The sequence below is a fragment of the Amycolatopsis sp. genome, from assembly GCF_036008905.1.
Taxonomy (GTDB): Bacteria; Actinomycetota; Actinomycetes; order Mycobacteriales; family Pseudonocardiaceae; genus Amycolatopsis.
The window spans coordinates 25320-41284 of record NZ_DASYMU010000175.1 but is presented as its reverse complement, the minus strand read 5'-3'; the positions used below and the strand labels follow the sequence as shown (position 1 = coordinate 41284).

16 protein-coding genes are annotated in these 15965 nt (G+C 69.4%); 9 read left to right on the top strand and 7 right to left on the bottom strand.

Going from position 1 to position 15965, the window contains the following annotated elements; all coding sequences use genetic code 11:
• Positions 1-83 precede the first annotated feature (83 nt).
• The 8 genes from VGP60_RS29605 (at position 84) to VGP60_RS29570 (ending at position 9069) form a co-directional block, all read left to right on the top strand.
• Positions 84-2699, top strand: a complete 2616-nt coding sequence (locus VGP60_RS29605) for a hypothetical protein (protein WP_327551421.1) — start codon at positions 84-86, stop codon at positions 2697-2699.
• Between the two features lie 62 nt (positions 2700-2761).
• Positions 2762-3976: an SGNH/GDSL hydrolase family protein gene (locus tag VGP60_RS29600; RefSeq protein ID WP_327551420.1), complete on the top strand. Its 1215-nt coding sequence runs from the start codon at positions 2762-2764 to the stop codon at positions 3974-3976.
• A 204-nt stretch (positions 3977-4180) separates the two neighbouring features.
• Positions 4181-5809: an amidase family protein gene (locus VGP60_RS29595; protein ID WP_327551419.1), complete on the top strand. Its 1629-nt coding sequence runs from the start codon at positions 4181-4183 to the stop codon at positions 5807-5809.
• A 96-nt stretch (positions 5810-5905) separates the two neighbouring features.
• The gene (locus VGP60_RS29590; RefSeq protein WP_327551418.1) at positions 5906-6181 is read left to right on the top strand and encodes a hypothetical protein; all 276 of its coding nucleotides are present in this window, start codon (positions 5906-5908) and stop codon (positions 6179-6181) included.
• Positions 6178-7122 carry an FAD:protein FMN transferase gene (locus VGP60_RS29585; protein ID WP_327551417.1) on the top strand — a complete coding sequence of 315 codons (945 nt, stop codon included), beginning with the start codon at positions 6178-6180 and terminating at the stop codon, positions 7120-7122. The genes VGP60_RS29590 and VGP60_RS29585 overlap by 4 nt, the downstream gene beginning before the upstream one ends.
• Positions 7122-7694 carry a ferric reductase-like transmembrane domain-containing protein gene (locus VGP60_RS29580; RefSeq protein ID WP_327551416.1) on the top strand — a complete coding sequence of 191 codons (573 nt, stop codon included), beginning with the start codon at positions 7122-7124 and terminating at the stop codon, positions 7692-7694. Before VGP60_RS29585 ends, VGP60_RS29580 begins: the two co-directional genes overlap by 1 nt.
• Complete coding sequence (locus tag VGP60_RS29575; RefSeq protein WP_327551415.1) at positions 7691-8866, top strand: NADH-ubiquinone oxidoreductase-F iron-sulfur binding region domain-containing protein; 1176 nt, start codon at positions 7691-7693, stop codon at positions 8864-8866. Before VGP60_RS29580 ends, VGP60_RS29575 begins: the two co-directional genes overlap by 4 nt.
• Positions 8863-9069 carry a ferredoxin gene (locus VGP60_RS29570; RefSeq protein WP_327551414.1) on the top strand — a complete coding sequence of 69 codons (207 nt, stop codon included), beginning with the start codon at positions 8863-8865 and terminating at the stop codon, positions 9067-9069. Before VGP60_RS29575 ends, VGP60_RS29570 begins: the two co-directional genes overlap by 4 nt.
• Positions 9070-9078: 9 nt before the next feature.
• Here VGP60_RS29570 and bla read toward each other — a convergent pair whose 3' ends face one another.
• Complete coding sequence (bla, locus tag VGP60_RS29565; RefSeq protein WP_327551413.1) at positions 9079-10044, bottom strand: class A beta-lactamase; 966 nt, start codon at positions 10042-10044, stop codon at positions 9079-9081.
• Between the two features lie 252 nt (positions 10045-10296).
• Here bla and VGP60_RS29560 point away from each other — a divergent pair, with 252 nt between their 5' ends.
• Positions 10297-10695 carry a DUF427 domain-containing protein gene (locus VGP60_RS29560; RefSeq protein WP_327551412.1) on the top strand — a complete coding sequence of 133 codons (399 nt, stop codon included), beginning with the start codon at positions 10297-10299 and terminating at the stop codon, positions 10693-10695.
• 61 nt (positions 10696-10756) lie between these two features.
• On the opposite strand, the gene VGP60_RS29555 is transcribed toward VGP60_RS29560, so the two are convergent.
• The 6 genes from VGP60_RS29555 to VGP60_RS29530 form a co-directional block, all read right to left on the bottom strand.
• Entirely contained in the window at positions 10757-12895 is a 2139-nt protein-coding gene (locus tag VGP60_RS29555; RefSeq protein WP_327551411.1) for an acyltransferase family protein, read from the bottom strand.
• Between the two features lie 169 nt (positions 12896-13064).
• Positions 13065-13382, bottom strand: a complete 318-nt coding sequence (locus tag VGP60_RS29550; RefSeq protein WP_327551410.1) for a hypothetical protein — start codon at positions 13380-13382, stop codon at positions 13065-13067.
• A gap of 66 nt (positions 13383-13448) precedes the next feature.
• Positions 13449-13721 (bottom strand): DUF6295 family protein, encoded by a 273-nt coding sequence (locus tag VGP60_RS29545; protein WP_327551409.1) that lies wholly within the window; start codon positions 13719-13721, stop codon positions 13449-13451.
• 15 nt (positions 13722-13736) lie between these two features.
• Positions 13737-14480 (bottom strand): dienelactone hydrolase family protein, encoded by a 744-nt coding sequence (locus VGP60_RS29540; protein WP_327551408.1) that lies wholly within the window; start codon positions 14478-14480, stop codon positions 13737-13739.
• Between the two features lie 126 nt (positions 14481-14606).
• Complete coding sequence (locus tag VGP60_RS29535; protein ID WP_327551407.1) at positions 14607-14903, bottom strand: DUF6191 domain-containing protein; 297 nt, start codon at positions 14901-14903, stop codon at positions 14607-14609.
• 45 nt (positions 14904-14948) lie between these two features.
• The gene (locus tag VGP60_RS29530; RefSeq protein WP_327551406.1) at positions 14949-15818 is read right to left on the bottom strand and encodes a phosphatase PAP2 family protein; all 870 of its coding nucleotides are present in this window, start codon (positions 15816-15818) and stop codon (positions 14949-14951) included.
• Positions 15819-15965 lie beyond the last annotated feature (147 nt).

The window sequence follows — 15965 nt, the reverse complement described above, 5'->3', positions numbered from 1 at the left end:
GAGAACCCAGAAATTTCCCCCACTTCGGGGTTTCGGCGCTATATTCATCGGACGTCTTTCCCTCGTCCCCGCCGGAGAGCCTGATGCAGATCGCCACCGTCGCCGTGCACCTGGTCACCGCCGCGCTCACCCTCGGCACCATGGGAGCGCCTGCCGCTCCCTCCGATGTCCTCTATGTCTCGCCCACCGGGACGAGCTCCTCCTGTAGTGCCGCCAGTCCCTGCGCACTGACCACGGCGCGCGACAAGGTCCGCTCGCTCGTGCCCCGCGCGGCCGGAGACGTCGTCGTCGAACTGAGCGGCGGCACCTATCGGCTGTCGGCACCACTGCGGCTCGGGGTGGAGGATTCCGGCAGACCGGGACACCGGGTCGTCTACCGCGCCGCCGCGGGCCAGACCCCCGTGCTCAGTGGGGCGCGGAAGATCACCGGATTCACGAAGTTCGACGCTGCCAAGAACATCTACCAGGCGGCCGTGCCCGTGGGTACCGAAAGCCGGGACCTGTTCGTCGACGGCGTCCGCACGCAGCGAGCGGCCGGGCCGCGTGATCCCGGCGGGTTCTCCGTCACCGCGACGGGGTTCACCACCAGCGACCCGTCCTACACGACGTGGACGAACGCGAGCCGGGTCGAGGTGGTCCGCAACAGCGGGTGGAAGCAGATGCGGTGCCCGCTCGCGTCGATCACACTCGCGTCGATCACAGAAGGCTCCACCGGCGGTTCGAACCTCATGGTCGACCCGGGTTGCTGGAACAACAACCACAACTCAGTGCCCAACCTCGGCTTCCCGTTCAACGGAGCCGGTTTGCCCACCCTGGACGGCATCACCTGGCTGGAGAACGCCTACCAGCTGCTGGGCACACCCGGCCAGTTCTACCTCGACAGCGGCGCGGGCAAGCTCTTCTACGTTCCGCGCCCCGGCCAGGACATGTCCAAAGTGGACGTCGAACTGCCGGTCACCCAGGAGTTATTGAACGTTTCGGGCACGCCCGGACATCTCGCGCCGCTGAACGACACCGACTGGCGCGTGGTCTACACCGGCGCCTGGAACCATTCCACCAACAGGCAGCTCGGCGACCTCGGCGACGACGTCCACTACACCGGCGCCAACGGCGACTCGGTGAGCTACACCTTCACCGGTACCGGCCTCCAGCTACTCTCGGAGTTGAGCGCCGACGAAGGCGACGCGGAGGTCTACGTCGACGATAAGAAGGTGTCCACGGTGTCCGGGTACGCGCCGCAAAGGCTGGCGCAGCAGGCACTCGTGTCCGTCACGGGCCTTGCCAAGGGCACCCACACCGTCCGCGTGGTCAAGACGAGCGGGGACTACCTGCTCGTCGACGGCGTCACCGTCATCCCGGACGTCGTCGCCCCCGCACACGACATCACCTTCGCCGGGATCACCTTCGCCCACACGACATGGAACGCGCCGACCGCCGCCGGCTACATCGACAACCAGGCGGGCATCCTGTGGGACCCGGCCACCCGGGCCCCGATCCGGATCCCGGCCGCCGTCCAGGTGCACCGCGGCGCGCGGATCGAGTTCACCGGCGTCACCGTCCGGCAGACCGGTACCAGCGGCATCGACCTGGCAGACCAGACCCAGGACTCTTCGATGACCGATTCCGTCGTCGAAGACATCGGGGGCATCGGCGTGGCCGTCGGCGAGGTCGACGACTATTACCAGACCCAGCCGGCGCTGATGACCAGTGGCAACACCGTTTCCGGCAGTACTGTGCGCCACCCGGGCCAGCAGTACCAGGACGCCGTCGGCATCTGGGTCGGTCACAGCCGAGGCACCACCCTGTCGCACAACGACATCGGCTACACGCCGTACTCCGGTATCTCGATCGGCTGGGGCTGGGGCTGGGCGTCCGACTGCACGCTGCAGGCGAAGCAGGGCCTGTCCACCTGCCGCCACGGCACGACCTACACCGGCGGCAACAAGGTCGTCGGCAACCACGTGCACAGTGTGATGGGCGCGTTGTTCGACGGTGGCCCGGTCTACACCCTCGGCGGCCAGGCGTCGCCGTCGGAGTTCACCGGGAACGTGCTGGCCGAATGTATCAACGGCTGCAACATGATCTATCACGACGAGGGCAGCTCGCTGTGGGACACCCACGACAACGTCGTCCGGTTCAGCAACGGCTCGCTGTGGCTCAACCTGTGGACGCCGAGCATCCACGACGACAACATCCACGGCAACTACACCGACACCGCCGCGTACAACAACAGCGGCACGAACATCACCTTCGAACAGTCCACTGTGGTCACCGACGGCCGATGGCCGGCGGCGGCGCAGTCGATCATGGACGCGGCCGGGCCGGGCACTCGGCCGGGCAAGGTGATCGACGACGACGATCTCCGGATCAGCTACTTCGGCAGCTGGTCGTCGAGCGGCGCACGCTCCTTCGGTGACTTGGAAAACGGCGTCCACTACACCCAGCGTGACGGCGATTCCGCGACGATCTCCTTCACCGGCACGGGAATCAGCTTACTGACCGAGACCAACTCCGACGAAGGCGACATCGGCGTCACCCTCGACGGCGTCGCGAAGGGCACCGTCAGCGCGAACACGTCCCAGCGGCAGGCGCAGTTCCCGGTCTATTCGGTGACCGGCCTGCCCGCCGGTCCGCACACGCTGACCGTCACCAAGCTCAGCGGTTCGTACTTCCTCGTGGACGGCTTCGCGGTGACGTGAGGCGTCGGCGAGTTCAGGCAGGTTGCGATGGTCCCCTCCGGCACGAAAAAGGGTGTGTCACTGTGATTTCCCCGAAAAGACTTCTGGTCGTCCTGCTGGCCGTGTTTACGTTGTCCGGCGGCGTGGCGTCGGCCGACACCGCCGGCGGCGCGCACGGTTCCCGCGTGGCCGTGTGGGGACCGAGCATGACCATCGGCGGCCCCAATTTCTCCGACCAGACCCTGCGGATGGTCGTGCATCCCAGTGTCGGCGGTGACCAGCCCCGGCTGCGGTTGTCGAATCTGCGCGGCACGACCCCGCTCGCCGTCGGCGCGGTGAGCGTCGCCCTGCAGGCGAACCAGGCGACCGCGGTTTCCGGCACCCAGCGAACCGTGACCTTCAACCGTGCCAAGACGTTCACCATCCCGGCCCGGTCCGAAGTGGTCAGTGACCCGATCCCGATGTCGGTGCGCGCCGAGCAGAACCTGCTGGTCAGCCTGTATCTTCCACAGGCCACCAGCTCCGCGACCTGGCACTCTGACGCCTTCGACACCAGCTACCTGTCAAAACCGGGCAACCACACCGGGGACACCGAGGACGGGAACTACATCGCCGCCACCACTTCCTGGTACTACCTGTCCGGTTTGGACGTCGTTTCGCCGCAGGCCACCGGTACCGTCGTGGCGTTCGGCGACTCGATCACCGACGGCTACAACACCCCGACCGGGACTTACCGCCGCTGGTCGGACGACCTCGCCCGCCGGCTCGCCGGTCACCGCCCCACCGCGGTCGTCGACGCCGGGCTCGGCGGCAATCGGGTGCTCACCGACGTGCCCAACATCTGGCAGGGAATCAGCGCGCTCAAGCGATTCCGCCACGACGCGCTGCAGCAGCCCGGCGTGCGGACCGTCATCCTGCTGGAGGGGATCAACGACATCGGCAACAACGCCGGCCCCGACGGCGCCCCGCTGACCGCGCAGGACCTCATCAACGGCTATCGCGGCCTGATCGCCCAAGCCCACGCGGCCGGGGTGCGGATCCTCGGCGGCACGGTGCAGCCCGTCAAGGGAGCCGGGTACTACAGCGAATCCGGCGAAGCGATCCGGCAGGCGGCGAACACCTGGATCCGCACCTCGGGCGCGTTCGACGGCGTCGTCGACTTCGACCTGGCCACGCGCAACCCGGCGGACGTCACCGCCCTGCTGCCCGCCTACGACTCGGGTGACCACCTGCACCCCAACGCGACGGGAATGCAGGCGATGGCCGACGCCGTCGACCTGGAACTCCTGAAGCCTTAAGCGACGAGCAGCGAGCGACGACACCTCCGCTGAGTGGGTGGCTCGTGAGTGGCAACAAGTGTTCTAACACTCGTTGCCACTCACGACCCGTGCGGGAGGGGCGATCGCGCAACGCGGTCTTAATCCTGGCGCACCGGGGACGAAACGCGCCGGGACTGGGATCTGGTTAGCAAAGCTAATCACTTCCAGCAACGAGGTGCCCAGATGCAGCCGTATCGCACGTTTCGCAAGAGACCACCGTGGAGTGCCGTACTCGCCGTGGCCGTGGCCGCGACGCTGACCTTTGCCCAGACCAGCAGTTCGACCGCCGACCCGGCAGATCGTGGTGGCCCGGCCGTGGACCTCGAGACCGCCACAGTCGCCGACCTCGGCAAGCTGCTCGGCGCCAGGAAGCTCAGCAGCGAAGACCTGACACAGGGCTACATCGACCGCATCAGCCGGCTCAACTCACAGGGCCCCTCACTCAACGCCGTGCGCGCCCTGAACCCCAACGCGCTCACCGAGGCCAAAGCGGCCGACGCGATCCTGCGCCGGAAGGGCCCGCACGGCCCGCTCGTCGGGATTCCGGTGCTGCTCAAGGACAACATCGACGTCAAGGGCATGCCCACGACGGCCGGGTCCGTCGCGCTCGCGCGGTCGTCCCCGGCCGTGGACGCACCGCTCGTGACCGGGCTGAAGAAGGCCGGCGCGGTGATCCTCGGCAAGGCCAACCTGACCGAGTTCGCCAACTACCTGACGAGTGGGATGCCCGGCGGGTACAGCTCGCTCGGCGGCCAGGTGCTCAATCCCTACGACACCTCGCAGACGCCGAGCGGTTCCAGCGCCGGTCCGGGCTCCGCGGCGGCCGCCGGCCTCGCCCCGCTGACCGTCGGCTCGGAGACGTCCGGGTCGATCCTCAGCCCGTCCGCCGCCAACTCCGTCGTCGGCATCAAGCCGACCGTCGGCCTGATCAGCCGGACCGGCATCGTGCCCATCGCCGCCAGCCAGGACACCGCGGGCCCGATGACCAAGACCGTCGCCGACGCCGCCGCGCAGCTGACGGCGATGACCGGCGCCGATCCGCTGGACCCGGCGACCGCCGCGAATCCCTTGGTGGGCCACGACTTCACCCGGGACCTGTCGAAGTCGGCACTCAAGGGCGCCCGCATCGGCGTGGTGGCGAGCCAGGTACCGGCCGCGGGCACGGACAACCGCACACTCTGGGACGCCTCCCTCACCGCGCTGCAGGCACAGGGCGCGACGCTCGTCCCGGTCACGCTGGACACCTCCGGCAGCATCCCCGGCGGTTCCTCCGTGCTGAGCTACGAGTTCAAGCGCGACCTGAACACCTACCTGTCGAGGCTCCCGGGGAACGCCCCGGTCAAGACCCTCGCCGACGTCATCGCCTACAACAACGCGCACGCCGCGGCGGCGCTGAAGTTCGGGCAGGTGCTGGCACTCGCGTCCCAGGCCAAGGATCTCGCCCCCGGCAGCGCCGACACCGTCAAGTACCAGGCGGACCGGGCGCAGGACCTGCTCGACAGCAAGAGCCGGATCGACGCGGTGATGCGCGACAACACCCTGACCGCGCTGCTGTTCGCGAACAGCGGGAGCGCGGGGATCGGGGCCAAGGCGGGCTATCCGTCGATCAGCGTCCCGGCGGGTTACCAGTCGGCCAACCGGCGGCCGTTCAGTATCGCCCTGCTGGGCCAGGCGTGGAGCGAACCGACGCTGGTCGGCTACGGCTACGCGTACGAACAGGCCACCAAGCTGCGGCAACCGCCGTCACAGCTCAATCCCTCGGCGTTCGTCTGCGCGGGGAAGGGCGGGCCGCGGGACTCCTGCGCGCCGTGACACATCGGACAGGCGACAGCAGGCTGACAGGTTGTACCCAGCAGTCTCAAAGAATCACCGATGACACTGGCCGGCAGACGGCGAGAGGACACGGTGATGAATCCGAGCACCCCCGAACGGATGGCCAAGCGGGATCGAAGTCGGCGTAAGGCCGCCATGGTGACCGCGGTGGCCGCACTGCTCGGTGCGGCCACCGCAGGTGGGATCGGCGTGGCCATGGCGGCCGGTGCGACCGGCACCACTGACACGACGACCATGACCACGACCACCGACAGTTCGGATTCCCAGTCGCAGGACCAGTTGCAGCCGCCGGTCACGAATCCGGACTCGAGTTCGGGCACCGGCTCGCACAGCGGATCGGGTGCGTCGTGACCGCGCGGGCGTCCTTCCCCGCGCTCGGCACCACCGCCGAAGTCGTGGTCACCGAACAGGAAAAGCTCGGCGACGCCACCAAACTGCTGCGAGCCGAGCTCGACGCCGTCGACCGGACCTGCAGCCGGTTCCGGCCGGATTCCGAGATTTCCCTGCTGCACCGGCAAACCGGCCATGCCGTGCACGTCAGCCCGCTGCTCGCCGACGCGATCGGCGTGGCGCTGCGGGCCGCGCGGCTCACCGGCGGCTTGGTCGATCCCACGGTCGGTACCGCGATCCGGGCGCTGGGCTACGACCGGGACTTCGCGGCCCTGCCGGCGGACAACAGAGCGGACATCGGCGCCGCGGCGAGCCCGGCACCGGCGCCGGGCTGGCACCGGGTCCTGTTCGACCCCGCGTCGGCGACCGTGGTCCTCCCCCGGCGGGTCCACCTCGACCTCGGTGCCACCGCGAAAGCCTTCGCCGCGGACCGCGCGTCCCGGCTCATCGCGCGACAGCTGGGTTGCGGTGTGCTGGTCAACCTCGGCGGCGATGTCGCTGTCGCGGGCAGTGCCCCGGCCGGTGGCTGGCGGATCGCCGTCGGCGACGACCACCGCACCGCCGTCGACCAAGCACAGACGACGGTCGCCATGCGCGGCGGCGGGCTGGCGACTTCCGGCACGACCCGGCGCCGGTGGCTGCGGGCCGGACGGCCGGTGCACCACATCGTCGACCCGCGGACCGGCCGCAATCCGGTGCCGTACTGGCGCACGGTCAGTGTGACCGCACTGTCCTGTGTGGACGCGAACACAGCGTCGACAGCGGCGGTCGTGCTCGGCGAAGGGGCGACAGCCTGGCTGGCGGCGCGTCGGTTGCCAGCCAGGCTCGTCGCGCTGGACGGTTCGGTGACCACGGTCGCCGGCTGGCCAGGCGACGACGTCGCGCTCCCCGAGGTGGCGTGATGGGCCCGGCGTTGTGGTACTTCAGCCGCGCGACCGGGCTGGTGTCGCTCGTGCTCTTCACCGCGGTCGTGGTGCTCGGCGCTCTCGGCGCCGGTCGGTTCGAAAGCCGCGGCTGGTCGCGCCTGACGACCGCGACCCTGCACCGAAACCTGGCGCTGACCAGCGTGCTGTTCCTCGCCGCGCACATCATCAGCGCGGTGCTCGACAGCTACGTGCAGCTGCGCTGGGTCGACGTCCTGATCCCGTTCGTCTCGGCGTACCACGCCTTCTGGGTCGGGCTCGGCGCGGTGGCGATCGATCTCCTGCTCGCGATCGTGGTCACCAGCCTGCTGCGGACGCGGATCCCGGCCCGCGCCTGGCGCGCGGTGCACTGGCTGGCCTACCTCTGCTGGCCGGTCGCGCTGGTGCACGGGATCGGCATGGCCGAGTCCGACGCGAACCGCGGCTGGATCTTCACCCTGGACCTGCTCTGTGTCATCGCGGTGGCCGTCGCCGTGGTCACCCGGGTGATGAGCACCCATCCCGACACCGAAGCCCGCAAGCTGTCCGCACCGAAGGAGGCGACCCGGTGACCACCGTGTTCACCCCGATGGCCCGCACCCTGCCGTCCCACCGGCAGGACCTGGCCGCCCACGAACGTACCCACGGCGGCTCGCCGCTCGCGGCTTTCTCCGGCGCCGAAGGCCGGCGCCGGTTCGTCGCCGAGGTCGGCGCGGCGGATCTCCGGGGCCGCGGTGGCGCTGGCTTCCCGACCGCCCGGAAACTCGCCGCCGTCCAAGGCCGCCGTGCCGTGGTCGTCGCGAACGGCTGCGAAGGCGATCCGTTGAGCCACAAGGACAACGCGCTGCTCACCCTCGCCCCGCACCTGGTGCTCGACGGCGTCCAGCTCGCCGCACAGGCGGTGGCCGCCACCGAGGCCGTGCTGTGCGTGCACCGCGGGAGCACCGCCATCGCGAGCGTCCTGGCGGCGCTCGCCGAACGCCGTGACCCGACACCGGTGCGGGTCGTCGAAATCCCGCCGCGGTACGTCGCGAGCGAAGAGTCTGCGCTCGTCAACTACCTGACGACCGGGGACGCCCGCCCGGCCGGGAAGGAACCACGGCCGGCCGAACGCGGGGTCGGTGGCCGGCCGACGCTGGTGGACAACGTCGACACCCTCGCCCAGCTCGCACTGGTCGCCCGCACCGGGGCTGACGCGTATCGCCGGTCCCGCACGGATCTGGTGACGGTCGGCGGTGCCGTGCGCGGTCCGGGGGTGGTCGAAGTCCAGGCGGGGCTGCCGATCTCAGATCTGCTCGTGCGCGCCGGTGGAGCGATCGAGCCGGTTCAGGCGGTGCTCGTCGGCGGGTACGGCGGAACCTGGCTGCCCTGGGCCGCCACGGGGACGCACCTGGGCGCGGTGCCCGGGATCGCGTCGGTGTACGTGCTCCCGGTTTCGGCCTGTGGACTGCACTTCACCGCGAAGATGCTGGCCCAGCTCGCCGGCGAGTCCGCCCGGCAGTGCGGCCCGTGCATGTTCGGGCTGCCGGCCATCGCCGGGGACTTCGCCGCGCTCGTACAAGGCGACACGGACGCCGTCGCGCGCCTGGACCGGCGACTGCCGCTGGTGACCGGGCGCGGCGCGTGCGCCCATCCGGACGGCGCGGTCCGGCTGGGCGCCACCGCGCTGGGGGTGTTCCGTGACGACGTCACCTCGCACGTCCGGCACCGCCGTTGTCTTACCCGGGCGAGGCGAGCGGCATGACCGGGCATCGGCTGACGGTCGACCCGATCGGGTGCCGCGCGCACGGCTTGTGCGCCGAGGCGCTGCCCGAGGCGATCGGTCTCGACGAATGGGGCTACCCGGTGCTGGCGAACGGCCCGGTACCGCCGGGTTTGGTGGCCGAAGCTCGCCGGGCCGCGGCCGCCTGCCCGGCGCTCGCGCTGCGGCTGCGCAAGGTGCACTGAGCAACCAGGTCAGGCCGCCGGGACGAACGCCTTGGCCACGATCGACGCCGCGCCGGCGATGATCTCCTGTCCCCTGGTGGATTCCGGGTCAGTCGGCACGGTGAAGACAGTGATGACCAGCGGGGCGCGGCCCGGCGGCCACACCACCGCGATGTCGTTCCGCTCGCCCTTGAACCCGGAGCCGGTCTTGTCGCCGACGACCCAGCCCGCGGGCACTCCGGCGCGGATCTGCTTGGCGCCGGTGGTGTTGGCCTTCAGCCAGCCGGTGAGCAGGCCCCGGCCCGGCACGGCGAGCGCGTCACCGAGTACCAACGCGCGCAGGTCCGTGGCCAGCTGCGCGGGGGTCGAGGTGTCCCGCTCGTCACCGGGGGCGCCGACGTTCAGGTCCGGCTCGGTCCGGTCGTGGCGGGTGACCTGGTCGCCGAGCGTCCGGACGAACGCCGTCGCGGCCGCCGGACCGCCCAGAACCCCGAGCAGCAGGTTGAGCGCGGTGTTGTCGCTGACCGTGATCGCCGCGTCGCACAGCGCGGAGACGGTCATGCCGTCGGCGACGTGCTGGGAGGTGACCGGCGCGTACTCCAGCAGCTGCGACCGGTCGTAGCGGATCACCCTGTCCATCAGCCCCGGCTCGCGCTCACTCAGCCGCAGGACCCCGGACGCCACCAATGCCTTGCTCGTCGAGCACATCAGGAACCGCTCGTCGGCCCGGTGCCGGATCACCGCGCCGCTGCCGGTGTCGATCGCGGACACCCCGAGCCGCCCGAACCCGGTTTCCAACGCGGCCAGCGCGGTTTCGGCCGAGGTCGTATCGGCCGAGGCAGAGGGCGACGTCGGCGGAGGCGGCGCGGCGGACGGCTCGGAGTTCGAGGCGCAACCGGCGAGTACCGCACCCAATCCCGCCAAACCGCCGAGCATCAGTGTGCGGCGGGACAGTCCTTCTGGCCAGGAGGGGCAATGGTCGGCGTTCAGCGGCATGAAGTCCCTTGTCGTGTCGAAACGTCTCTCTGCCCTCCAGGACGCACGACCTCCCGTCAAGTTGTCACCATCCGTAGAGCGATCGTGAAATTCGCCCACGATGGTCACCGAGCGCCGGTCCGTACTCAAACGTGCCCTGCGGATCCTGGCCCGCGGCTGTGGGAGGGAACAGAATCGGCGGCGCCTGAGGTTGATCCCAGCAGTGCAGTAGACGGAATCAAAGACCGATCACCGAAAGGCAAAGCCACGATCATGGCGGACAAGCAGATCAAGCAGCCGGGCCCCGATCACCCCATCACGACCGAGCACAACCCGGCCCGGGTCGTCGTGACGCTCGCGGGGCGCGTCATCGCCGACACCCGGGACGCGGTGACCCTGCGCGAGGCGTCGTACCCACCGGTCCAGTACATCCCGCTCAAGGATGTGGACGTCTCGCTGCTGGAGCGGACGGACCACACCACTTATTGCCCTTACAAGGGTGAGAGCGGCTACTACAGCATCCCCGTCGGCGGGGAGAGGTCCGTGAACTCCGTGTGGATCTACGAGGCCCCGTATCCGGCCGTCGCCGACATCAAGGACCATGTGGCCTTCTACCCGGACCGCGTCGACTCGATCTCGGAAGAGCCGGCGCGTGAAACCCCGGCCGTATAGGTCGTTATACATCTCGCTTTCGGGCGGGCACCGCTTCCGGTCGATGAGCCGAGGCGTCGTCCTACTGGTCCGGCAACCCGGCCACGGCGGCGATCATCGGCCGGAAGCTGCGACTGAACATCAGGTTGAGATGGTTGGGGTCGTAGTAGGCCATCACCCCGCCGATCACGCCGTAGCAGCTGCCCTCGTCACAGAAGTAGTCCGTGACGTCGAGATACTTCACATTCGGATCGGTGCTCCGCTTGGCCGCTTCGAGCATCGGGTCCGGCGGCTGGGCCGTGGCCCGGTCCACCGCGCAGACCGCCGGGGTCTCCCGGTTCAACGACATGCAGTCGGCGGGCCGGACGGTACCGTTCAGCGGCGGGTCGCCGAGCACGACGACCTTCGCGCCGGCGCCGGTCCACGCGCTCCAGTACGGCTCCAGCCCTTCGCGGTAATGGTCCGCCTGTGTCTTCCCGGGAACTTCGATGGCCGGTTCGTTGCGCGCGTAGAACGAGGTGAACACGAAATCGGGCCGGTCCTCGACGATGGCGTCGTTCACGTCCTCGCCCCAGGTCATGCAGTACCGGGCCTCGTCCTTGTTGTCACGGCCGTCGTAGCCACGGAACTGGATCTTCGCGACCGGGCAGCCGCCGAGGTAGCTGCGCTTGAGCACCCAGTTGTGCTCGCGGGCCAGATCGAGCACCGGGCCCTGCCACTGCTGCGCGTGCGAGTCACCGACCAGCCAGGCGACCTGCGGTGACGGGGCGCCGTCGCTGAAGTCGCAGATGTTGGTCGTGCGCTTGTTGCCCGCGACCATGAGCAGGTCGCTGTCGGGAGGACATTCCTCCGCGCCGCCGTAGTACTCGTTGGCGGGCCCCATGTCGACGACCTTCGCGGGACCGAACTGGTCGGCGCACCCACTGCCGGGGACCATCGCGGAGGCCCCGTAACAAGGCTTCACCGCCTCGTTCCAGATCTCGAGCGCGGACTGCGTCACATGGCGGTCATAGGTCCAGACCAGGCCGCCCACCACCAGCGAGACGGCCGCGATACCGGCCACCATCCCGACGAAGGTGAGCTTGGTGCTGGAGACGAACAGGCCCCAGGAAATCCCCTTGTCCTCGACCAGTTTCTTCGACAGGTACGACAGCGCGACCGCGACCACGAGCACCCCGGCCCGTTGGGTGAAGGTCAGCACACCGTCGGTGCCGAACACATCGCTGAGGAAGAACGGCGCCAGCACGATCAGCGGCCAGTGCCACAGGTACAGCGAGTAGCTGACGTTGCCGAGGAACTGCACCGGCGGCGACGAACTGAGCGCCGTGTGCCACTGCTTGCCCGGGCGGGTGCCGGCGATGATCACCAGGCCGGTACCCACCGTGGGCACCAGGGCGAGGTAGCCGGGGAACTCCGTCGCGTGGTCGAACAGCAGCGCGGACCCGAGGATCATCGCGAGCCCGGCGGCGGAGGCGAGATTGGCGGCGATGCGCGGCAGCGCGACCTTGGCCCCGGCCAGTCCGATCAGCGCGCCGAGGGCGAACTCCCACACCCGGGTGGGGGTGACGAAGTACGCCTGGCTCTTCGAAGCCGCGGTGAAGTAGACGCTGAAGGCGAGCGAGGCGGCGCCGATGATCGCGATGCCCACGATCTGGGCCCGGGTGCGCCTGACCTTGAACAGCAACAGCAACAGGATCGGCCAGAAGAGGTAGAACTGCTCTTCGACCGACAGCGACCAGTAGTGCTGCGACAGGCTCGCGGCCTCGGTGAGCGCCGAGTAGTCGACGGACTTGGCGGCCAGCAGCCAGTTCTCGCCGTACAGGGCGCTGGCCAGCGCCTCCTGCGCGTTGACCTCCCAGCGCGGGAACGGCAGCAGCAGGTAGGCCGCGGCGAGACTGAACAGCAGCACCAGGAAAGCGGCAGGCAACAGGCGCCGGATACGCCGGGCGTAGAACCGGCCAAGCCGGACCCGCCCGGTGCGGGCGATCTCCCGCCCGATGTGCGAGCTGATCAGGAAACCGGAGATGACGAAGAAGACGTCGACACCGACGTAGCCGCCGTGCAGCCGGGACGGCCACACGTGATTGAGCACCACGGCCATCACGGCCACCGCGCGCAGGGCCTGGATATCGGGCCGGAAACCCTTGGCCCGGGCCGTGCCCGAACCCGGCTGGGGCGCCTCGGAACTACGCTGGTATTCCTGCGTGACTGTCGTCTTCAACTACCGTGAACCCCCGGTGTTCGGCAGGCATCCTGCCGACCTCGGCGGTCAGTGTACGAGACGTGTTTCGCGGCGGTGAGGGCGCATGATCACCAGGCCCAGCCGCCCATTCTGCGTCACCGGACGACTACCGTGCGGTGATCGTCCGGTGCCCGGCCCAGGTGAAAACCTAGGTCGTGTCCTGGCGCATCGAACGCCGGATCTCGGCGAGCTTGTCCTTGGCGGCCTTGTCGCGGTCGGCCAGCTTCTTGTCGAGCGATGCGATGTCCTCTTTCCCGCCGAGCCCGGCGAGCTCGGTCGCGCCTACCGAAGTGGCGAACCGCTTTTCGATCCGGTCCCGGACGTAGTCGAAACCGGGCACCCCGGCTTCGGTGTAGTCCGCTTCCGGGACCTGCGGCGCCACGGTGTCGGGCAGGGAGGCGGCCTTGGTGTCCTCGACGAGTTCGGCTTCCACCACGTCCGGGTGCTCAGCGTCCGTTCCGCTCATCCTGTGCTCCGTCCCTCACGGGCCGGGACCGGCCCACCCCGACGATAGCGCGTGACGCCGTCGCCGCTACTGGTCGCGAGAAGCGAGTCCGGCGGGCGCGGCGGCCAGCGCGGTCTGGATCGCGGCGACCAGTGCCAGCGCGTCCTCTTCGGTCAGCTCGACCGCGACCCGCGCCGACGCGCCCTGTGCCGGGTTGAGGAAGTCGATGTTGACCGTGTGCGCGAACCGGGCGTGCACGGGGTGGTCGACGTAGACGGTGGCGTGGCTGAGGCCGAACCAGCCGTTCGCGCCCTTGCCGCTGCCTTCGACGGCGATCTTTTCGGTGAGGTAGGTGCACATTGGTTTCGCGGTTCCTTACGCGTTGAGGTGGCGGCCGTAGAAGCCGAGGATCTTCTGCCAGCCGTCCACCGCGGCCTCCGGCCGGTAGCTCGGCCTGTCGACGGCGAAGAAGGCGTGACCGGCACCTTCGTAGGAGTGGAATTCGTGGGTCTTGCCGAACTTGTCGAGTTCGGCGGCGAGGATCGCGACCTCGTCGGGCGCGGGGAATTTGTCGTCGGCGCCGAACAGCCCGAGCAGTGGGCAGGACAGGTCCGGTGCCAGGCCCAGCAACGGTTTCATCGACGCCGGCATCCCGGCGGGCGGCTCGTTGACGACGAACGCGCCGTAGCAGTCCACGGCGGCGTCGATCCGCAGGGAGCACGCGGAAAGGAATGTCTGGCGGCCACCGGAGCAGAAGCCGATGACGCCGATCTTGCCGTTCGCGCCGTCGAGCCCGTTCAGGTACCGCGCGGCGCCGTCGACGTCACCGACCAGCCGCTCGTCCGGGACACCGCCGGAGGCACGGGCGGCGGCCGCGGCGTCGTCCGGGCTCGCGCCGGGGGCTTCGCGGGTGTACAGGTTGGGGCACACGGCCGCGTAACCGGCGGCGGCGAAGCGCCGGACGATCTCCTTCGTCGAAGCGTCGTAGCCGGGCATGTGGTGGATGACCACCACCCCGCCGCGCGCTTGCGGCCCAGTGGGACGAGCCAGGTAGGCCTCGATCTCGTCACCCCCGTGCCCGGTGATGGTGACGGTCGCGGCAGTGATCTCGTCGGACACAATGCTCCTCAGTCGCGGAATCCTCGGCTCGAGGCTAGTTCGTGGTTGCCGTCGCCACAACAAGAACCGAGGGGGACATCGGCCGTTTTTCGGTCAGTGGTCGCAAATCCCCCGAAGACCACCGTCCTATTCGGACCGGGGACCCGGATCTTGCGGCCGGACGGACACGGTCCCGCGGTCGAGGTCGACACCGAACCGGGGCGGGGCGCCGTCGTCCTCCTCCTCGCGCAGCATCTCCACCGAATCCCGGTGGTTCAGCTCCATCCGCTTGGTCCCGTAGAACATCGCCGTGACCTCGTCGACGTAGGTCGCGGACAGCCGTTTCCCCGTGCGTTTGCGGCGCTTCTCCCGCCACAGCTCGAAGATCCCGACGGCGACCAGCAGTACCATCCCGCCGGGAATGCTCCATTCCAGCAGCGTCATCACGCCGGGGGAACGACCGGACCTCCCGCGGAGTTCCCGGTGCGTTCAGGGTGTCGGGGGCTCTGCGCGCTGCCGGACGGGCCGGACGGACGGACGAGGTGGCTGCCGTCGCGGTGCCGGGGGAACCTGCGGCCGGAACCGGGCCGGAGGCGGCGGCGTGGCGATACGGACCGTCGGCTGGTCGGCCCGGGCGGGACGCTGCGGCGCCCGGCGAGGCGCTCGCGGCTGCCGCGGTAGCAACTGAGTCGGCTCCTCCGAGTCGTCCCACTCGGGTTCGAACTCAGGCTCGGGCTCCTGCCCCGGCCGGATCCCCACCAGCCACCCGAACCGCGGATGGTCGGCGTACCGCTCGACGAGTGCCGTGAGCCGCTCGGTCAGTGCCCGGACCAGCAGCCACGCGACGACCGCCCCGACGAACAGACCGGCCAGGACGTCGTGCGGGTAATGCGCGCCGACGAACACCCTCGAGAAGGCCATGGCGACCGCCATCGTGATCACCCACGGCCTCGACCTGCGCCAGGCGAGGAGCAGGCCCACCGCGGCCGCCGCCGCGATCGTCGAGTGGTTGCTCGGGAACGACCAATCCCCCACGTCCGGGCATTTCAGGACCGTCGCCGACTCGGCGAGCCCGCGGCACGGGCGTTCCTCTTGGATGAAGCTCTTCGAAACCTCACTCACCAGATACGCGGCGACGGTGACCGCCGGGGCCAGCAGGGCCAGCGCCATGTCCTTCGCGGTGCCGGTCGTCCTCGCCCGCCACCACACATAAACGAACAAAGCCCCGAAAAGGAACAATCCCACCTCGGTGTAGAGCGCCCCGAGTTTCTGCAGCCACGCCGGACTTGCGACGGCGAACCCCGCGATTCCGTCGTACAGACCACTTCCGGACCCTGCCGCCGAAACGCCCGCCATCATCGCTGCTGTCTCCTCCTGCCACCGGTGATCGCGCGCCCCGCCTCCCGAAGGTCGACACGACATGAATAGCGCGCTAACAGTCAACGTTACCGGCGCGACATCCACGTACTCACAGGCGGGTTCGCCGCCGCCGTCGGCGCTATCGTG

Bases quoted from the DNA above. Each gene is read 5' to 3' on its own strand.
- VGP60_RS29535 (WP_327551407.1), bottom strand. From the start codon at position 14,903: ATGACGCTGCTGGAATGGAGCATTCCCGGCGGGATGGTACTGCTGGTC.
- VGP60_RS29570 (WP_327551414.1), top strand. From the start codon at position 8,863: ATGACCGGGCATCGGCTGACGGTCGACCCGATCGGGTGCCGCGCGCAC.
- VGP60_RS29605 (WP_327551421.1), top strand. From the start codon at position 84: ATGCAGATCGCCACCGTCGCCGTGCACCTGGTCACCGCCGCGCTCACC.
- VGP60_RS29580 (WP_327551416.1), top strand. From the start codon at position 7,122: ATGGGCCCGGCGTTGTGGTACTTCAGCCGCGCGACCGGGCTGGTGTCG.
- VGP60_RS29530 (WP_327551406.1), bottom strand. From the start codon at position 15,818: ATGATGGCGGGCGTTTCGGCGGCAGGGTCCGGAAGTGGTCTGTACGAC.
- bla (WP_327551413.1), bottom strand. From the start codon at position 10,044: ATGCCGCTGAACGCCGACCATTGCCCCTCCTGGCCAGAAGGACTGTCC.
- VGP60_RS29590 (WP_327551418.1), top strand. From the start codon at position 5,906: ATGAATCCGAGCACCCCCGAACGGATGGCCAAGCGGGATCGAAGTCGG.
- VGP60_RS29560 (WP_327551412.1), top strand. From the start codon at position 10,297: ATGGCGGACAAGCAGATCAAGCAGCCGGGCCCCGATCACCCCATCACG.
- VGP60_RS29550 (WP_327551410.1), bottom strand. From the start codon at position 13,382: ATGAGCGGAACGGACGCTGAGCACCCGGACGTGGTGGAAGCCGAACTC.
- VGP60_RS29545 (WP_327551409.1), bottom strand. From the start codon at position 13,721: ATGTGCACCTACCTCACCGAAAAGATCGCCGTCGAAGGCAGCGGCAAG.
- VGP60_RS29595 (WP_327551419.1), top strand. From the start codon at position 4,181: ATGCAGCCGTATCGCACGTTTCGCAAGAGACCACCGTGGAGTGCCGTA.